General features: G+C 70.5%; 14 protein-coding genes. 9 read left to right on the plus strand and 5 right to left on the minus strand.

Going from position 1 to position 14,958, the window contains the following annotated elements; genetic code table 11:
• Positions 1-34: 34 nt before the first annotated feature.
• Positions 35-979, plus strand: a complete 945-nt coding sequence (locus tag O9K63_RS01455) for a tyrosine recombinase XerC (RefSeq protein WP_277240023.1) — start codon at positions 35-37, stop codon at positions 977-979.
• 10 nt (positions 980-989) lie between these two features.
• Here the strand turns inward: O9K63_RS01455 and O9K63_RS01460 are convergent, their stop codons facing one another.
• The 3 genes from O9K63_RS01460 to O9K63_RS01470 all read right to left on the minus strand — a co-directional run bounded on the left by O9K63_RS01460 (position 990) and on the right by O9K63_RS01470 (position 4,039).
• Positions 990-1,481: a M23 family metallopeptidase gene (locus O9K63_RS01460; RefSeq protein WP_277240024.1), complete on the minus strand. Its 492-nt coding sequence runs from the start codon at positions 1,479-1,481 to the stop codon at positions 990-992.
• Between the two features lie 119 nt (positions 1,482-1,600).
• Positions 1,601-2,761 (minus strand): pyridoxal phosphate-dependent aminotransferase, encoded by a 1,161-nt coding sequence (locus O9K63_RS01465; RefSeq protein WP_277240025.1) that lies wholly within the window; start codon positions 2,759-2,761, stop codon positions 1,601-1,603.
• A 21-nt stretch (positions 2,762-2,782) separates the two neighbouring features.
• Positions 2,783-4,039: a PucR family transcriptional regulator gene (locus O9K63_RS01470; protein ID WP_277240026.1), complete on the minus strand. Its 1,257-nt coding sequence runs from the start codon at positions 4,037-4,039 to the stop codon at positions 2,783-2,785.
• A 155-nt stretch (positions 4,040-4,194) separates the two neighbouring features.
• Between O9K63_RS01470 and O9K63_RS01475 the strand changes: the two genes are divergently transcribed.
• The 8 genes from O9K63_RS01475 (at position 4,195) to O9K63_RS01510 (ending at position 12,666) form a co-directional block, all read left to right on the plus strand.
• Positions 4,195-5,049: an ABC transporter ATP-binding protein gene (locus O9K63_RS01475; protein WP_277240027.1), complete on the plus strand. Its 855-nt coding sequence runs from the start codon at positions 4,195-4,197 to the stop codon at positions 5,047-5,049.
• The gene (locus O9K63_RS01480) at positions 5,042-5,746 is read left to right on the plus strand and encodes an ABC transporter ATP-binding protein (RefSeq protein ID WP_277240028.1); all 705 of its coding nucleotides are present in this window, start codon (positions 5,042-5,044) and stop codon (positions 5,744-5,746) included. Before O9K63_RS01475 ends, O9K63_RS01480 begins: the two co-directional genes overlap by 8 nt.
• Positions 5,747-5,758: 12 nt before the next feature.
• Complete coding sequence (locus tag O9K63_RS01485; protein WP_277240029.1) at positions 5,759-6,634, plus strand: branched-chain amino acid ABC transporter permease; 876 nt, start codon at positions 5,759-5,761, stop codon at positions 6,632-6,634.
• Positions 6,634-7,665, plus strand: coding sequence for a branched-chain amino acid ABC transporter permease (locus O9K63_RS01490; protein WP_277240030.1), 1,032 nt, complete (start codon positions 6,634-6,636; stop codon positions 7,663-7,665). The genes O9K63_RS01485 and O9K63_RS01490 overlap by 1 nt, the downstream gene beginning before the upstream one ends.
• A gap of 27 nt (positions 7,666-7,692) precedes the next feature.
• Entirely contained in the window at positions 7,693-9,024 is a 1,332-nt protein-coding gene (locus tag O9K63_RS01495; RefSeq protein WP_277240031.1) for an ABC transporter substrate-binding protein, read from the plus strand.
• A 293-nt stretch (positions 9,025-9,317) separates the two neighbouring features.
• Entirely contained in the window at positions 9,318-10,274 is a 957-nt protein-coding gene (gene rpsB / locus O9K63_RS01500; RefSeq protein ID WP_277240032.1) for a 30S ribosomal protein S2, read from the plus strand.
• Between the two features lie 49 nt (positions 10,275-10,323).
• Entirely contained in the window at positions 10,324-11,151 is an 828-nt protein-coding gene (tsf, locus tag O9K63_RS01505; protein WP_277240033.1) for a translation elongation factor Ts, read from the plus strand.
• Between the two features lie 357 nt (positions 11,152-11,508).
• Positions 11,509-12,666: an IS30 family transposase gene (locus O9K63_RS01510; protein ID WP_431190398.1), complete on the plus strand. Its 1,158-nt coding sequence runs from the start codon at positions 11,509-11,511 to the stop codon at positions 12,664-12,666.
• A 91-nt stretch (positions 12,667-12,757) separates the two neighbouring features.
• Here the strand turns inward: O9K63_RS01510 and O9K63_RS01515 are convergent, their stop codons facing one another.
• Both O9K63_RS01515 and O9K63_RS01520 read right to left on the minus strand, forming a co-directional pair.
• A complete protein-coding gene (locus O9K63_RS01515; RefSeq protein WP_277240035.1) occupies positions 12,758-13,333 on the minus strand; it encodes a TetR family transcriptional regulator in 576 nt (191 codons plus the stop codon).
• Positions 13,330-14,811: a fatty acid desaturase gene (locus O9K63_RS01520; protein ID WP_277240036.1), complete on the minus strand. Its 1,482-nt coding sequence runs from the start codon at positions 14,809-14,811 to the stop codon at positions 13,330-13,332. The genes O9K63_RS01515 and O9K63_RS01520 overlap by 4 nt, the downstream gene beginning before the upstream one ends.
• Between the last annotated feature and the right edge of the window lie 147 nt (positions 14,812-14,958).

The raw sequence follows: 14,958 nt of genomic DNA on the forward strand, positions 1-14,958 counted from the left end.
CCGCCTCCGGTACCGCCCGTGGCACGGTGGAGGCGTGAGCGCTGCATCCACGCAGGAGCCGCCACCCGTGCCGGAGTGGGTGGTGCAGTCCGTCGACGCCTTCGCCGACCACCTCGTGCGTGAGCGGGACCGCTCCGAGCACACCGTCCGTGCCTACGCCGGCGACGTGCGCGCGTGCCTGACGTGGTGCGCGGGCGAGGGCAGCACCTCGCTCGCCGACATCGACCTGTCGGCGCTGCGTGCCTGGCTCGGCACCCTCGCGAGCGGGGGAGCGGCCCGGTCGACGTTGTCCCGACGGTCCGCGGCGGTACGCACCTTCTTCGCCTGGGCGCGGCGCACCGGACGGGTCGAGACGGACCCCGCGCTGCGCCTGGCCTCGCCCCGGCGCCAGCGCACCCTGCCCGACGTCCTCACCACGGACGGCGCCACCGCCGTGCTCGACGTCGCCGCGGTTGCCGCCGACGACGAGGACCCCATCCACCTGCGTAACCGCGCCGTCCTCGAGCTGCTCTACGCCACCGGTATCCGGGTCGGGGAGCTCACCGGCCTGGACGTCGACGACGTCGACCGCCACCGCAGGGTCGTGCGCGTGCTCGGCAAGGGCCGCAAGGAGCGGATGGTCCCCTTCGGGCAGCCGGCCGACGCCGCGCTCGCCGAGTGGCTCGAGCGGGGGCGCCCGCTCGTCGCGAGGGCCGACTCGGGTCCCGCGCTCTTCCTCGGCCGGAGGGGGCGACGGGTCGACCCGCGCCAGGTGCGCGAGGTCGTGCACAGCCTGCTGGCTCACGTCCCGAACGCCCCGGACCTCGGCCCGCACGGGCTGCGGCACTCCGCCGCGACGCACCTGCTCGAGGGAGGGGCCGACCTGCGGATGGTCCAGGAGCTGCTCGGTCACTCGTCGCTGGCCACCACCCAGATCTACACGCACGTCTCGCTCGACCGCCTCCGCGACAGCTATCGCCAGGCCCACCCGCGCGCCTGATCAGAGCGGATCACGGCACCGGCAGCAGGATCACCCGCCGCGCCCCGAAGAAGGGCATCGGGTCGAGGTAGTCCTCGGCGCGCTTCGCTCCCAGGTGCAGGCAGGTGAGTGGCGCGCAGTGGTTCACCCCGGCCCCGATCCTCCCCACGCGCTGGCCACGCCGGACCCGGTCGCCGACGGTGAGGTCGCTGGCCACCGGCTCGTAGGTGCTGCGGACCCCGGAGTCGTGCGTGATGCTCACCGTCCCGCGACCGGCGATCGCCGCGCGGTGGGTGACGACGCCGTCCGCGACCGCGGTGACCCGTGCCCCCTTCGTCGTGCGCAGGTCGATCCCACGGTGCCCGGGACCCCACCGCCCGTCCGGCGCGTCGAAGGAGGCCGCCACCGCAGGCCGCGCCCCGTCGCCGACGGGCCACAGCCACGTCGGGCCCGTGGGGGGAGGGGGAGGGAGCCCGACGAGCGCGCCGGCGAGGGCGAGGGCGACGGGTGCGGTGGCGGCCATGTTGACCAGCCTCGCCGGGCAGGGCCTCGTCGGGTGCGGTCCGGCGGCCGGCGTGGACGAGGGGCCGGCGGCGAAGGGGGTTGTGGACGACCGCGTGGTCCACCACCGCGGGGCGTCGGTCAGCCCATGGCGGCGAGACGCCGGCAGGCCTCGCGCAGCTTGTCCTCCTGCTTGCAGAACGCGAAGCGCACCAGGCTCGCCGTCGTCTCGTCGGGGGAGGAGCAGAAGACCGACACCGGCACCCCGACGACACCCACCTTCTCGGGCAGCTGCAGGCACCACTGCACCGCGTCGGTGACCCCGAGCGGCGCGGCGTCGGCGACGACGAAGTACGTGCCCTGCGGCACCGCGACCTCGAAGCCGGCCGCGGTGAGGCCCTCGACGAGCAGGTCCCGACGCGCGGCCAGCGACGCGGCCATCTCCTCGAGGACCCCCGGCCCCAGCCGCAGCGCCTCGGCGACGGCGTGCTGCAACGGAGAGGCCGTGGTGAAGGTCAGGTACTGCTTGACGGTCGTCACCGCCGTGACGAGGGGCTCCGGGCCGCTGATCCAGCCGACCTTCCACCCGGTGACGGAGAAGGCCTTGCCCGCCGACCCGATCGTCAGCGTCCGCTCGGCCATGCCCGGCAGCGTCGCGATCGGCACGTGCACCGCGCCGTCGTAGGTCATGTGCTCGTAGACCTCGTCGCTGACCACCCACGCGTCGTGCTCGCGGGCGAGGTCGGCGATGACGGTGAGCTCCTCCCGGGTGAAGACCTTGCCGAGCGGGTTGTGCGGGGTGTTGATCAGGACGACCTTGGTGCGCTCGGAGAAGGCAGCGGCCAGGCGCTCGCGGTCGAAGCCGAGCTCCGGGAAGGTCAGCGGCACGGAGCGCTGCACGCCACCGGCGAGCGAGATCCCGGCGGCATAGCTGTCGTAGTACGGCTCGAAGGTCACGACCTCGTCGCCCCTCTCGACGAGGGCCAGCAGTGCGCTCGCGATCGCCTCGGTGGCCCCCGAGGTCACGAGCACCTGCGACCCCGGGTCGAGGTCGATGCCGTACCGCTCGCGCTGGTGGTCGGCGATGGCGGAGCGGAGGGTGGGGACGCCCTGGGCGGGTGGGTACTGGTTGTGCCCGGCGGTGATGGCCCGACGTGCGGCCTCGAGCACCTCGTCGGGGCCGTCGGTGTCCGGGAATCCCTGACCGAGGTTCACCGCGTCGTGCTGACGGGCCAGCGCCGACATCTTCGAGAAGACGGTCTGGCCGTAGGGGCGCATGCGGGTCACGAGGGGGTCGCTCATGGGCACGACCCTACGGAGACATCAGCCGTCTCTCGACCCCACGTCCTGACGGATCACGATGGTCGCCAGCGACAGGAGCAAGCGGTCGCGGGGGTCCTCGAGGGACCGGCCGGTGAGCTTCTCGATGCGCTTGATCCGGTAGACGACGGTGTTTCGGTGGCACACGAGGTCCTCGGCGGCAGCGGTGGGCGACCCCCCGTGCCGTACGGCCGCGACGAGGGTCTCGAGCAGGGCCTCTCGCGTCACCCCCTCAAGGTGCAGCAGCGGCCGGATCGTCTCGTCGACGAGCAGCGCGGTCAGCTCGGGGCTGCCGGCGATGAGCGCCTCCGGCAGGCGCTCGCTGATGTCGGCGACCGCGTCGGTGCCCTCGGGCAGGGAGGTTGCGGCTGCGTGCGCGTGGTGGTGGGCGGCGACGACCCCCGCCAGCCCGTCGCGACACGTCGCGGTGCCGACCCGACCCTTGAGCGAGCGGGACAGTGCCCGATGCAGCGCTGGTCTCTGGTCGGGCGTCGCGGCGACGAGCCCCACCCCGTAGTCGCCGTGCAGCCGCCACGGGCCCCGGAAGCCCGCGTCCTGCAGACCCTCGTGCGCGACGGCGACCGAGGGCACCGACTGCTCGGTCAGCCACACGAGACACACCAGCTCCGTGGTGACGGTCAGGTCCAGGATGCCTCGCGCCTCACTGGCGAACCGCGGGTCCGAGCCGCGGCCCCGGAGCAGCCCGTCGAGCACCGCAGCCGCCTGCGCCGGGTTCCTGCTCTGGAGCGCCAGCTCCTCCCGGCGGTAGCTCTCACGCAGGATCTGGCACTGCACGTCCAGCTGGCCCCAGAGGGTCTGGCCGGCCTCCAGCAGGACCTCGGCCGGTACGCCCATGCCCTGCCCCGCCTCGAGGAGCTCCTCCCACAGCCGTCGTGAGCCCAGGGTGTAGGCGGAGATGACGGCGGCGACGGGGATGCCCTGCTGGGCCCGCCGCCGTCCGGTGTCGCGCCACACGTCAACGGCTCGGGGGCCCGCATCGGGGTGGCCGGCCAGCCGCTCGATGGCGGTGCGGATGTGTCGTCGCGTGCTCGCCCGCAACTCCGCGCGGATCTCGGGTGAGGCCTCGCCGTACCAGGCCTGCTCGGCATCCAGCACCTGCACGCTGATGCTGTCGGCGATCTCGGCCGACCGGGGCAGCAGGGCGGCGAAGGCCGCCCTGATCGAGGGGGTCGCGGCCGGGCTCTCGTCGAGATCGGGGCCGTGATCGCCCGGGCGCTGTCCGGTGGGCGGGTGTGGCATCGGACCTCGCTCTGCGGACGGAAGTGGGTGACAAGTGTCGTCGTGCACAGGAGATCTTGTGCACTGCGTCCATGGTGTGACACGGACCCTATCGGCCAGTCTCGAGCCAGAGCCGCACGAGGACGTGCGGCGACCCTTTCGAGGAAGGAGACCGTGTGGCGTCCCGACCCACGTCCCAGCCCGTGCTCACGATGGACGGCATCGTCGTCCGCTTCGGTGGCGTCGTGGCCCTCGACGGAGTCGACCTGGACGTCGGTCCCGGTGAGGTCCTCGGGGTGATCGGCCCCAACGGGGCGGGCAAGACGACCCTCTTCAACGTCGCCTGCGGGTTCGTCGCCCCGACGAAGGGCCGGATCCACTTCGAGGGCAAGGACGTGACCGGGTGGCGACCTCACGACCTGGTTCATCACGGCGTCGCGCGTTCCTTGCAGGGGCTCGGTCTCTTCAACCGGCTCAGCGTCCTGGACAACGTGCTCATCGGGGCGGAGCGCCACGCACGCGCGGGCTTCTTCTCCTCACTGCTGGCGATGCCCGGGGCGGTCAAGGACGAGGCAGCCCTGCGGGACCGGGCGATGGCGGTCCTCGACCGCCTGGACATCAAGGGGAGAGCGGGGGAGACGGTGGGCAGCCTGCCCTACCCCCTTCGCAAGCGGGTGGCGCTGGCCCGGGCCCTCGTGGCGCAGCCCCGGCTGCTCCTGCTCGACGAGCCCGCCGCCGGTCTCTCCGAGACCGAGATGAGCGAGCTCGGGGACATCATCCTCGACCTCGCCCAGGAGGTCTCGGTGATGCTCGTCGAGCACCACATGGACCTCGTGATGCGCGTCTGCGACCGGCTCACGGTCCTCGACTTCGGGCGGGTCATCGCCGCCGGGACCCCGGACGAGGTCCGCAACGACCCCGTCGTCCTCGATGCCTACCTGGGGGCCTCGGTCGAGGACCCCTCCGGGGAGGACGCGGCGACCTCGGTCTCCGGAGATGCCGCGACGACGAAGGGAGCGACCAGTGCTTGAGCTGCGCGGGGTGACGAGCAGGTACGGGCCGATCACTGCCCTGCACGACGTCGACCTCGTGGCCGAGGAGGGTCGGGTCACCTCGGTCCTGGGCTCGAACGGCGCCGGCAAGACGACCCTGCTGCGCACCATCTCGGGGCTGCACCCCGCACAGTCCGGGACCGTGCACTTCGACGGGCAGGACATCACCGGGTTGTCGGCGGACAAGATGGCCCGGGCCGGACTGGCCCACGTGCCGGAGGGGCGCGGGGTGATCACCGAGCTGACCGTGCGGGAGAACCTGCGGCTCGGGGCGCTGGGCCGATCGACGCACCGTGAGGCCGTCGCCATCGACGAGGTCTTCGACCTCTTCCCCATCCTTGCGGACCGATCCCACGCGGTGGCGCACACCCTCTCCGGTGGTGAGCGCCAGATGCTCGTCATCGCCCGCGCCCTGCTCGCGACGCCGAAGATGCTCCTGCTCGACGAGCCCAGCCTGGGTCTCGCACCCCGGATCAGCGCCCAGATCTTCGGCGTGATCCGAACGCTGGTCGACGAGCACGGACTGACGGTCCTGCTCGTGGAGCAGAACGCCCGCAGTGCGCTGTCCATCGCCGACACCGGTGTCGTCCTCGGACTCGGCAGGGTGGTCGCCTGCGACAGCGCCGAGGTCCTGAGCGCTGACGAGAACCTGCGTCATGCCTACCTGGGTTACTGACAAGGAGTCCCCGTGCAACTGATCAACACCCTCCTCGGTGGGCTGTCGCTGGGCATGATCTACGCCGCCTTCGCGCTGGCGCTCGTGCTCATCTGGCAGTCCACCCGGGTCGTCAACTTCGCGCAGGCGCCGATGGCCATGGTCACGACCTTCATCGCCCTGGAGATCATCGACGCCGGGTACGGCTACTGGGTCGGTTTCGCGGTGGCACTGCTGTGCGGCCTCGTGCTCGGCGCGGTGGTCGAGCGAGTGGTCATCCGCTACGTCGACCACGACAACCACATCAATCCGGTGATCCTCACCCTGGGACTCTTCATCGTCCTGCACGCGCTCGCTGCGATCGTCTTCGGGAGCAACTTCCAGTCCTTCCCCGCGGCATTCAGCCTCCGGGGTGTCGAGCTGGGAGGCAGGACCCTGGCCCTGACCCCCTTCAGCATGTTCACGATCCTCGTCGTCGTCCTGGTGATGGCCCTGCTCCGCCTGCTCTTCATCAAGACCGACCTCGGTCTGACCATGCGCGCCGCGGCCTTCAACCAGGAGGTCGCCCGCATCCTCGGGGTGCGGGTGAACCGGGCACTCACCCTCGGCTGGGCACTGGCGGCGGTCGTCGGCTCCCTCTCCGGCCTGCTCATCGCCGGTGGTGGTCTCGTCCACCCCGGCTACATGGACGGGGTCGTCGTGTACGGCTTCGTCGCAGCAGTTCTCGGCGGGCTCGACAGCCCCGCCGGGGCCGTCGTCGGCGGGCTGACGATGGGGATCGTCCTCTCGCTCGTCAGCGGGTACATCGGCTCCGGCCTCGTCCCGCTCGCCGCCCTGGTCGTGCTCGTCGTCGTCCTGCTCGTCCGGCCCGGCGGGCTGTTCTCCACCACGAATGAAAGGACGGTCTGATGGCGCGACTCACCGGCTCGACCGCGCTGCGCAGGGCGCTCATCGCCATCGCAGTGTTCATCGCCGCGATCTTCGTCATCGATCTGCTGTCCGACTTCCGACAGAGTCAGGCCGCCTCGGTCGCGTCCCTGGCGATCGCCGCCGGGGGACTGACGGTGCTGACGGGACTCAACGGCCAGCTCTCGCTCGGACACGGCGCGTTCATGGCCATCGGTGCCTACACGACCGCCAAGCTGCTCCAGGACGGACGTGAGGTCCCGCTGCTGGTACTCCTCGTCGCCTCCCTGCTGGTGACCCTCGCGGTCGGAGCCGTCGTGGGTGTCGCCGCAGCCCGGCTCCAGGGGCCCTACGTCGCCGGTGCCACCTTGGCGCTGGCCGTCGCGGTGCCCTCACTGGCCGTCCACTTCCGTGAGACGTTCGGCGGGGAGCCGGGGCTGCGCGTGTCCACGCCTGACCTGCCGCCCATCGCCGATGATGCGCTCTTCTTCCTCACGGGCACGGAGGTCGGGACGACGCAGTGGCTCGCCACCGTATCCGTGGCGTGCCTCGTCCTGACCTACTTCCTGCTGCGCAACCTCTCCACCTCTCGCGTGGGTCGGCAGTGGCGTGCAGTGCGCGATGACCCGGTGGCGGCCCAGCTCGCGGGCATCAACCTGGGACGCAACCGCGTCGTCTGCTTCGTGGTGAGCACCGCCTGCGCGGGTCTGGCGGGTGCGCTCATGGCTCTGGCCACCCGGGTGGCCGCGCCGAGTGGCTTCCACCTGGTCCTGTCCCTGACCCTGCTCATGGCTGTCGTCCTGGGCGGGATGGGAGCCCTCAGCGGTGCTCTGGTCGGGGCCGCGCTGCTGACGCTGCTGCCCACCTACGTGACGAATGTCGGCTCGAGCTTCGGGCTGTCCGACCTGCAGTCCGCCGAGCTCGCCCCCTTGGTGCTGGGCCTGACGACGATGCTCGTCATCCTCCTGGCGCCGGGAGGTCTCGTCGGTTCGTTGGCACCACTCATCCGTCGAGCGCGAACCTCGCGTTCCTGACCACGCCCCAACACCAGGAGGAATCACATGACCACAATCCGATGGAGGTCAGCGCTCGCCGCCGGCACGGCTGCTGTCGTGCTCGCCGGCTGCGGAGCCGGCGGACGCGAGTCGGGCGGCGGCGAGAGTGCGGAGGGCGACACCACCGGCGTCACCGACAGCACCATCAGCTTCGGTACGCACCAGCCGCTGACGGGGGTGGCGGCGCCGGGCTACTCCGAGATCAACACGGGGATGAAGGCCTACTTCGACTACGTGAACGAGGCCGGGGGCATCCACGGCCGGGAGATCGAGCTGACCGTCAAGGACGACGGCTACAACCCGACCAACACCTCCAAGGTCGTCGACGAGCTCGTCCTGCAGGACGAGGTCTTCGGGATCGTCGGCGGGCTGGGGACGCCGACGCACACGGCCGTCGTCGACTTCCTCAACCAGGAGGAGGTCCCAGACCTCTTCGTCTCCTCCGGTGCCCAGCTGTGGGGCAACGACCCGCAGGAGCGTCCGTGGACCTTCGGCTGGCAGCCCGACTACGAGATCGAGGGCAAGATCATGGGCCAGTGGATCAAGGAGAACGAGCCGGACGCCAAGGTGGGACTCTTCCTGCAGGGTGACGAGCTCGGTGGGGACGGCGAGAAGGGCCTGCGGCAGTACATCGACGACCAGATCGTCGAGCGGGTGGAGTACGCCTCGGGCAACACCGACGTGGGGCCCCAGATCTCGAAGCTCAAGGCCTCCGGCGCGGACCTGGTCGTGGGCTTCAACACCCCGAGCTACACGGCGCTGAGCCAGCTCACCGCTCGGACGCTGGGGTACGACCCGACGTGGATGTACACCAACGTCGGCTCCGACCCCAAACTCGTGGGCAGCCTGCTCTCGAAGTTCTCCGAGGGCAAGGTCGAGGGCGGCGGCGCCCTGGACGGCGCCATGACGACCGAGTACATCCCCGGTGTCGGCGAGGACAGCCCGTGGGTCGACCTGTGGGAGAAGGTCTGGAAGGAGCAGGGCGGCAAGGGCGAGCTGACGAACTACCGGGTCTACGGCATGTCGATGGCCTACCTGACCGCCTCGGCGCTGCAGGCATCGGGTGAGGACCTCACCCGTGAGCGCATCGTCGAGGTGATCGAGCAGGATGCCCAGAACTGGCCCGGGCCGCACCTGGCTCCCTTCCGCTACTCCGAGGACAGCCACCTGGGGATCTCCGGTGTGCGCATGTCGGAGATCAAGGGCCAGTCGACCACGCCCCTGACCGAGGTGCTCGTGACCGACATCGGCGACGCCGAGATCACCGCGGACCCGGATGACGTGGCCGCGACGGAGCCGCCGGAGGACGGCCTGCCGGATGTCGAGGTGACCGAGTGATCGTCTCCGGCTGAGCGGACCGATGTCGACGGTGGGGCTGCGGCCCCACCGTCGACGTGTGTCCGCTCTCCTGCCGTGCCGCAGGCGAAGGGAGGATTTCCCCTGTCGTCCCGCGTGCCCGTAAGATGGCAAGCACATCCAGTGTGTCTGGATGAATTCGCGTGTCCCACTTCCGGGTGACGAGGTATCCCTCCGAATCCGGGGCACACCACGGCAGTCCCGGTCGAGCGGCCGGGTGGGGTGGGTCGGGGCACCAGGAGACAACTGACAACCCACGACGAGAGGACTTCGGCATGGCCGTCGTCACCATGCGCCAGCTCCTGGAGAGCGGCGTCCACTTCGGGCACCAGACCCGCCGGTGGAACCCCAAGATGAAGCGCTTCATCATGACCGAGCGCAACGGCATCTACATCATCGACCTGCAGCAGTCGCTGACCTACATCAACGACGCCTACGAGTTCGTCAAGCAGACGGTCGCCCACGGTGGCACCATCCTGTTCGTCGGCACGAAGAAGCAGGCCCAGGAGCCGATCGCCGAGCAGGCGACGCGCGTCGGGATGCCCTACGTCAACCACCGCTGGCTCGGTGGCATGCTCACCAACTTCCAGACGATCTCCAAGCGCCTCACGCGCCTGAAGGAGCTCGAGGAGATCGACTTCGACACGGTTGCCGGCTCCGGCTACACCAAGAAGGAGCTGCTCATCCTTCGCCGTGAGAAGGACAAGCTGGAGAAGACCCTCGGCGGTATCCGTGACATGACCAAGGTCCCCTCCGCGGTCTGGATCGTCGACACCAAGAAGGAGCACCTGGCGGTCGACGAGGCCCAGAAGCTCGGCCTCCCGGTCATCGCCATCCTCGACACCAACTGCGACCCGGACGAGGTCCAGTACAAGATCCCCGGCAACGACGACGCGATCCGCTCGGTCACCCTGCTGACCCGGGTCGTGGCCGACGCGGTCGCCGACGGCCTCATGTCCCGTGGTGGTGGCGGCGCCGCCGCCCAGGGCGAGGCCGCGGCCGAGCCGATGGCCGAGTGGGAGCGCGAGCTCCTCGCCGGTGACGGTGCGAGCGAGGCCCCCGCCACGGGCGCCACCGAGGCCGCGATCGAGCAGGCCCCGGCCGAGACGGACAAGCAGGGTGTGGACGCCCCCGCGGCTACCCAGGCCCCGGCCGTCGACACGTCCGCCGCCGCCGAGACGGTGGCCGAGGGTGCGGACGCTCCGGCGGCCGACTCCACCCCCGAGGCCTGAGCCACCACTCACCACTCGTCACTTCCCCCAGAAGGAGAACGGCACACACATGGCGAACTACACCGCCGCTGACATCAAGGAGCTGCGCGAGCGCACCGGCGCCGGCATGCTCGACGTGAAGAAGGCGCTCGACGAGGCCGAGGGCGACAAGTCCAAGGCGATCGAGGGCCTGCGGATCAAGGGTCTGAAGGGCGTCACCAAGCGCGAGGGCCGCACCACCTCCAACGGGCTCGTGGTCGCCAAGGCCGAGGCCGGCGTGGGCACCCTCGTCGAGGTCCTCTGCGAGACCGACTTCGTTGCCAAGAGCGAGCCCTTCGGCGCGCTCGCGGACTCGGTCCTCGCCGCAGCCGTCGAGGCCAGGGCCACGGACGCCGAGAGCCTGCTCGCGGCCCCCGCGGACGGCAAGACGGTCCAGGAGCTCCTCGACGACGCCAACGCCACCATCGGCGAGAAGATCGAGGTCAAGCGGATCGCCCGCATCGAGGCCCCGGTTGTCTCGGCGTACCTGCACAAGACCAGCCCCGACCTGCCGGCGCAGATCGGTGTCCTCCTGGGCACCGAGGGCGGCGACGAGCAGGTCGGCCGCGACGTCGCGATGCACATCGCCGCGTTCAGCCCGAACGTCCTCACCCGTGACGAGATCGCCGAGGAGACCGTCGCCAACGAGCGCCGGATCGCCGAGGAGACCGCCAAGGAGGAGGGCAAGCCGGAGGCCGCGATGCCCAAGATCATCGAGGGTCGCGTGAACGGCTTCTTCAAGGAGAACGTGCTGCTCGACCAGCCGTTCGCCAAGGACGCCAAGAAGTCGGTCGGCAAGGTCCTCGAGGAGGCCGGTGCGAGCGCGACGCAGTTCGCCCGCTTCCGCGTCGGTTCCTGATCGGATCGAAGGCGCTGTCCTGAGGTGTGAGGAGCGCTAGCGACGAGCCTCGAAGGGGGGTCGCCACCATCCTTCGGTTCACATGGTCCTCGCAACACCTCGACTTGAGGAGTTGCGAGGACCATGGTCGTTTCACAGGGAAGACGGCAGCGGGTTGAGGTCACGCCGGGCCTGATCAGCCAGTTGGTGGGTGTCTTCGAGCAGACGGCTTCGATCGGTGCCGCAGCGCGTGCGGTGGGATGTGCTCACTCGACCGCGCGGCGGCACTTGGTGCGAGCCGGGCTCGTGCCGGCTGAGCCGTTGCCGTTGGGCAAGCCCGAGGCTCGAGCGCAGTTCGACGCGTTGATCGCTGAGGGTGTGCACCACGCGGTCGCGGCTCGTCGTGTCGGGGTCAGCCCGGCCACCGGCCGGTACTGGAAGCGGGGGATTCGGCGTAGTCATGGCCGCCGGATCTATCCCGATGGGCGCGTCACCGGCCCGCCGGCCCAGCGGACGGGTAGGAACAGGCCCATGGACCAGGTCGTGGGCACCGGCAGGCTGTTGTCACTGCAAGAGCGGCTGGTCATCGCTGACGGGCTGCGGGCCGGGGACTCGATGCGCTCGATCGCCACCGAGCTGGGCCGCGCGCCCTCGACGATCACCCGGGAGGTCGCCGCCCACCGTGATGGTCAGGGCCGCTACCGCCCCCATGTGGCGCACCGGCAGGCTGGGATCGGTCGGGCCCGGCCGAAGGAGTCGAAGCTGGCCCCGCCGGGGCCGCTGCGCGCCTACGTCATCGACGCGTTGGCGCGGAAGTTGTCCCCGGAGCAGATCAGCAACAGGCTCAAGGTCGACCATCCCGACGACGAGAGCATGCGCGTGAGCCACGAGACGATCTACCAAGCCCTGTACTTCCAGGCCCGCGGCGGCCTCAAACGCGAGGTCCAGACCGCGCTGCGCACCGGCCGCGCGGTACGCAAGCCCCAAGCCCGTGGGGTGCGCCGGCCCCGGTTCGCCGATCCGATGATCATGATCAGCGACCGCCCGGCGTGCATCGCCGACCGGGCCGTACCCGGCCACTGGGAAGGCGATCTGATCATCGGCAAGAACAGCGGCTCGGCGATCGGGACACTGGTCGAACGCACCACCCGGTACGTGATGCTGCTGCACCTGCCCGACACCCACGACGCGGTCACGGTGCGCGACCAGCTCGTGAGGGCCATGAACACCCTGCCGCAGCACCTGCGCGGATCCTTGACCTGGGACCAGGGCGCCGAGCTGGCCGCGCACGCCTCGTTCACGATGGCCACCGACATGCCCGTCTACTTCTGCGACCCGGCCTCCCCGTGGCAGCGCGGCTCCAACGAGAACACCAACGGACTGCTGCGCCAGTACTTCCCCAAAGGCACCGACCTGAGCGTCCACGGCCCCGCAGAACTCGAATACGTCGCCCACGAACTCAACGCCAGACCACGAAAGACGCTCGACTGGGCAACCCCAGCCGAGCGTCTTCGTGATCTACTTCAGGACACCTGACCACCTAGACGAAACACACGGTGTTGCGAGCACCCCGTGAAACCGCCCATCACGGTGGCGGCCCCCTTCGTCGTGTGCGGGTGGGGGGAGGTCAGTCGGTGGGCAGCGAGTCCAGGGCCGAGCGCACCAGCCACGCGAGGTGCTCGGCGACCTCCCCGGGTGCGCCGGTCGGGTGCATCACCTGCGAGAGGGTGACCCGCACGATCACCTCGATCGTCGCGTCGATCCGCGCCTGCGGCAGCGGGAGGGCGAAGGGGGCGACGAGCCCGGAGACGGCAGCGCTCGCCAGCTGCAGCAGGTGACCGGGACGGGTCGTCAGCAGCGGCAGCAGCTCGGTGTCGGCGCCGTGGGAGCTGCTGACGACGGCCCGCACGAGCGGGCTCTGCTGCGAGCGCGTGAGCACCCGGGTGATGGACCGCTCGATGGCCTCGGGGACGTCGGCGGCCCCCTCGAAGCCGGCGCCCACCTCGGCCAGGAAGGCCTCGACCTCACGGATGACGAGGGCCTCGGCGAGCTCGACCTTCGTCCCGACCTCGGTGTGCACGGTCTGGCGGCTCACGCCGACCGCCGCGGCCACCCTGCCCATGGACACGCTCGCCCAGCCACCCTCGATCGTGAGGGCGGCCGTGGCGTCGAGGATCCGCTCGAGCAGGGGTGCCTCCGTCACGGGGTGGGTTCGAGGACGAAGTCGAGCTTGTCACGGACCCCGCAGTCGGGGCAGGTCCAGTCGGTGGGGACCTGCGACCAGGGGGTCCCCGCGGCGAAACCCTCGTGCTCGTCGCCCGCGGCGACCTCGTAGCGGTAGCCGCAGCCCGGGCACGTCGCCGCGGTCACCAGGTCCTCGGGCGTCGGGTCCGGTCCCTCCGCGACGAGGACCGCGGTCCCGGACCCGTCGACGGTGGCCGCGTGCGCGGCCAGGAGGCGTTCGCGCCGGCGCGGGTCGATGTTGGCCCGGGTGACGTCCCCGTCGAAGTGCGCGAGGACCTTCGGGTCCATCACCCGCCGCCACAGGGGCGGCAGGAGGGCCAGCACGATCATCCCGGCGTAGCCGGTGGGCAGCACCGGGGCCTCGTCGAAGCTGCGCAGCGCCTGGTAGCGCCGGGTGGGGTTGGCGTGGTGGTCGCTGTGCCGTTGCAGGTGGTACAGGAAGACGTTCGTCGCGATGTTGTTCGAGTTCCACGAGTGGCTCTGCAGCACGCGCTCGTACCGCTCGACCTCGCCGTGGTGGACCTTCTCGCGGAGCATCCCGTAGTGCTCGAGGTAGTTGACGACCTCGAGCAGGCTCAGGCCGATGAATCCCTGCAGCAGCAGGTAGGGGAGGATGCCGGGCCCGAGCCAGAGCGTCACCGTGGCCCACAGCACGAGGGTCATCAGCCAGGCGTTGAGGACGTCGTTGTCGAGGTGGAAGGGGTGGCGGCCGCGGCGGGCGAGCCGCTTGGCCTCCAGCCGCCAGGCGTTGCGCAGGGAGCCGAGGACCGTGCGCGGCCAGAAGGCGTAGAAGCTCTCGCCGAGCCGGGAGCTCGCCGGGTCCTCGGGAGTGGCGACGCGGACGTGGTGGCCACGGTTGTGCTCGATGAAGAAGTGCCCGTAGCCGCTCTGCGCCAGGGCGACCTTGGACAGCCAGCGCTCGTGCCTGGGGCGCTTGTGCCCGAGCTCGTGGGCGGTGTTGATGGCGATCCCGCCGACGCAACCGATCGAGATGGTCGCCCCGATCTTCTCCACCGTGGTCAGCTCGAAGGGGACACCGAGCCGGCCGGGCAGCAGCCCGGCCCAGCCGTCGAGGCCGAGTGCCGCGAGCATCCCGGGGAGGGGGTTGCCCCGGGCGACGAGGTACATCGCGGCGGCGAAACCGAGGTACTGGATGGGGATGTATGCGTAGACGATCCAGCGGTAGTAGGGATCGGCCTCGAGGGCCTTGACCGCCTCCTCCGGGGGGTTGTTGCGGTCCCGCCCGACGAGGAGGTCGATCGCCGGGATGACTCCGAGGATGATGATCGGACCGAGCCAGAGCCAGAAGGGCCATCCGGTGATGCCGTGCCCCAGGAAGGCGACGAAGGCCAGGGACGGCACCACCAGACCGATGAGCCACAGGTACCTCTTGCCGTCGCGCCAGGGTGCGGGGGCCGTGGGGCTGGCCGTCGCCATGCCGATCTCCTCGTCGTCGAGTGCTCGTGCGGAGACCGTAGTGACTCACGAGTCACTTGACAACCGGAGAGCAGATGTCAAGCGAAGGGGGGAGGTCCCGTGACCGCCCGCACCTGTGGAAGGATCGGGCACACCCCGTATGCCCGA

Origin of the sequence: Janibacter cremeus, assembly GCF_029395675.1 — a bacterium.
Lineage (GTDB): Bacteria > Actinomycetota > Actinomycetes > Actinomycetales > Dermatophilaceae > Janibacter > Janibacter cremeus_A.

Coding starts and splice junctions, on each gene's coding strand:
- O9K63_RS01490 (WP_277240030.1), top strand. CDS start 6,634: ATGGCGCGACTCACCGGCTCGACCGCGCTGCGCAGGGCGCTCATCGCC.
- O9K63_RS01460 (WP_277240024.1), bottom strand. CDS start 1,481: ATGGCCGCCACCGCACCCGTCGCCCTCGCCCTCGCCGGCGCGCTCGTC.
- O9K63_RS01520 (WP_277240036.1), bottom strand. CDS start 14,811: ATGGCGACGGCCAGCCCCACGGCCCCCGCACCCTGGCGCGACGGCAAG.
- O9K63_RS01495 (WP_277240031.1), top strand. CDS start 7,693: ATGACCACAATCCGATGGAGGTCAGCGCTCGCCGCCGGCACGGCTGCT.
- rpsB (WP_277240032.1), top strand. CDS start 9,318: ATGGCCGTCGTCACCATGCGCCAGCTCCTGGAGAGCGGCGTCCACTTC.
- O9K63_RS01470 (WP_277240026.1), bottom strand. CDS start 4,039: ATGCCACACCCGCCCACCGGACAGCGCCCGGGCGATCACGGCCCCGAT.
- O9K63_RS01465 (WP_277240025.1), bottom strand. CDS start 2,761: ATGAGCGACCCCCTCGTGACCCGCATGCGCCCCTACGGCCAGACCGTC.
- tsf (WP_277240033.1), top strand. CDS start 10,324: ATGGCGAACTACACCGCCGCTGACATCAAGGAGCTGCGCGAGCGCACC.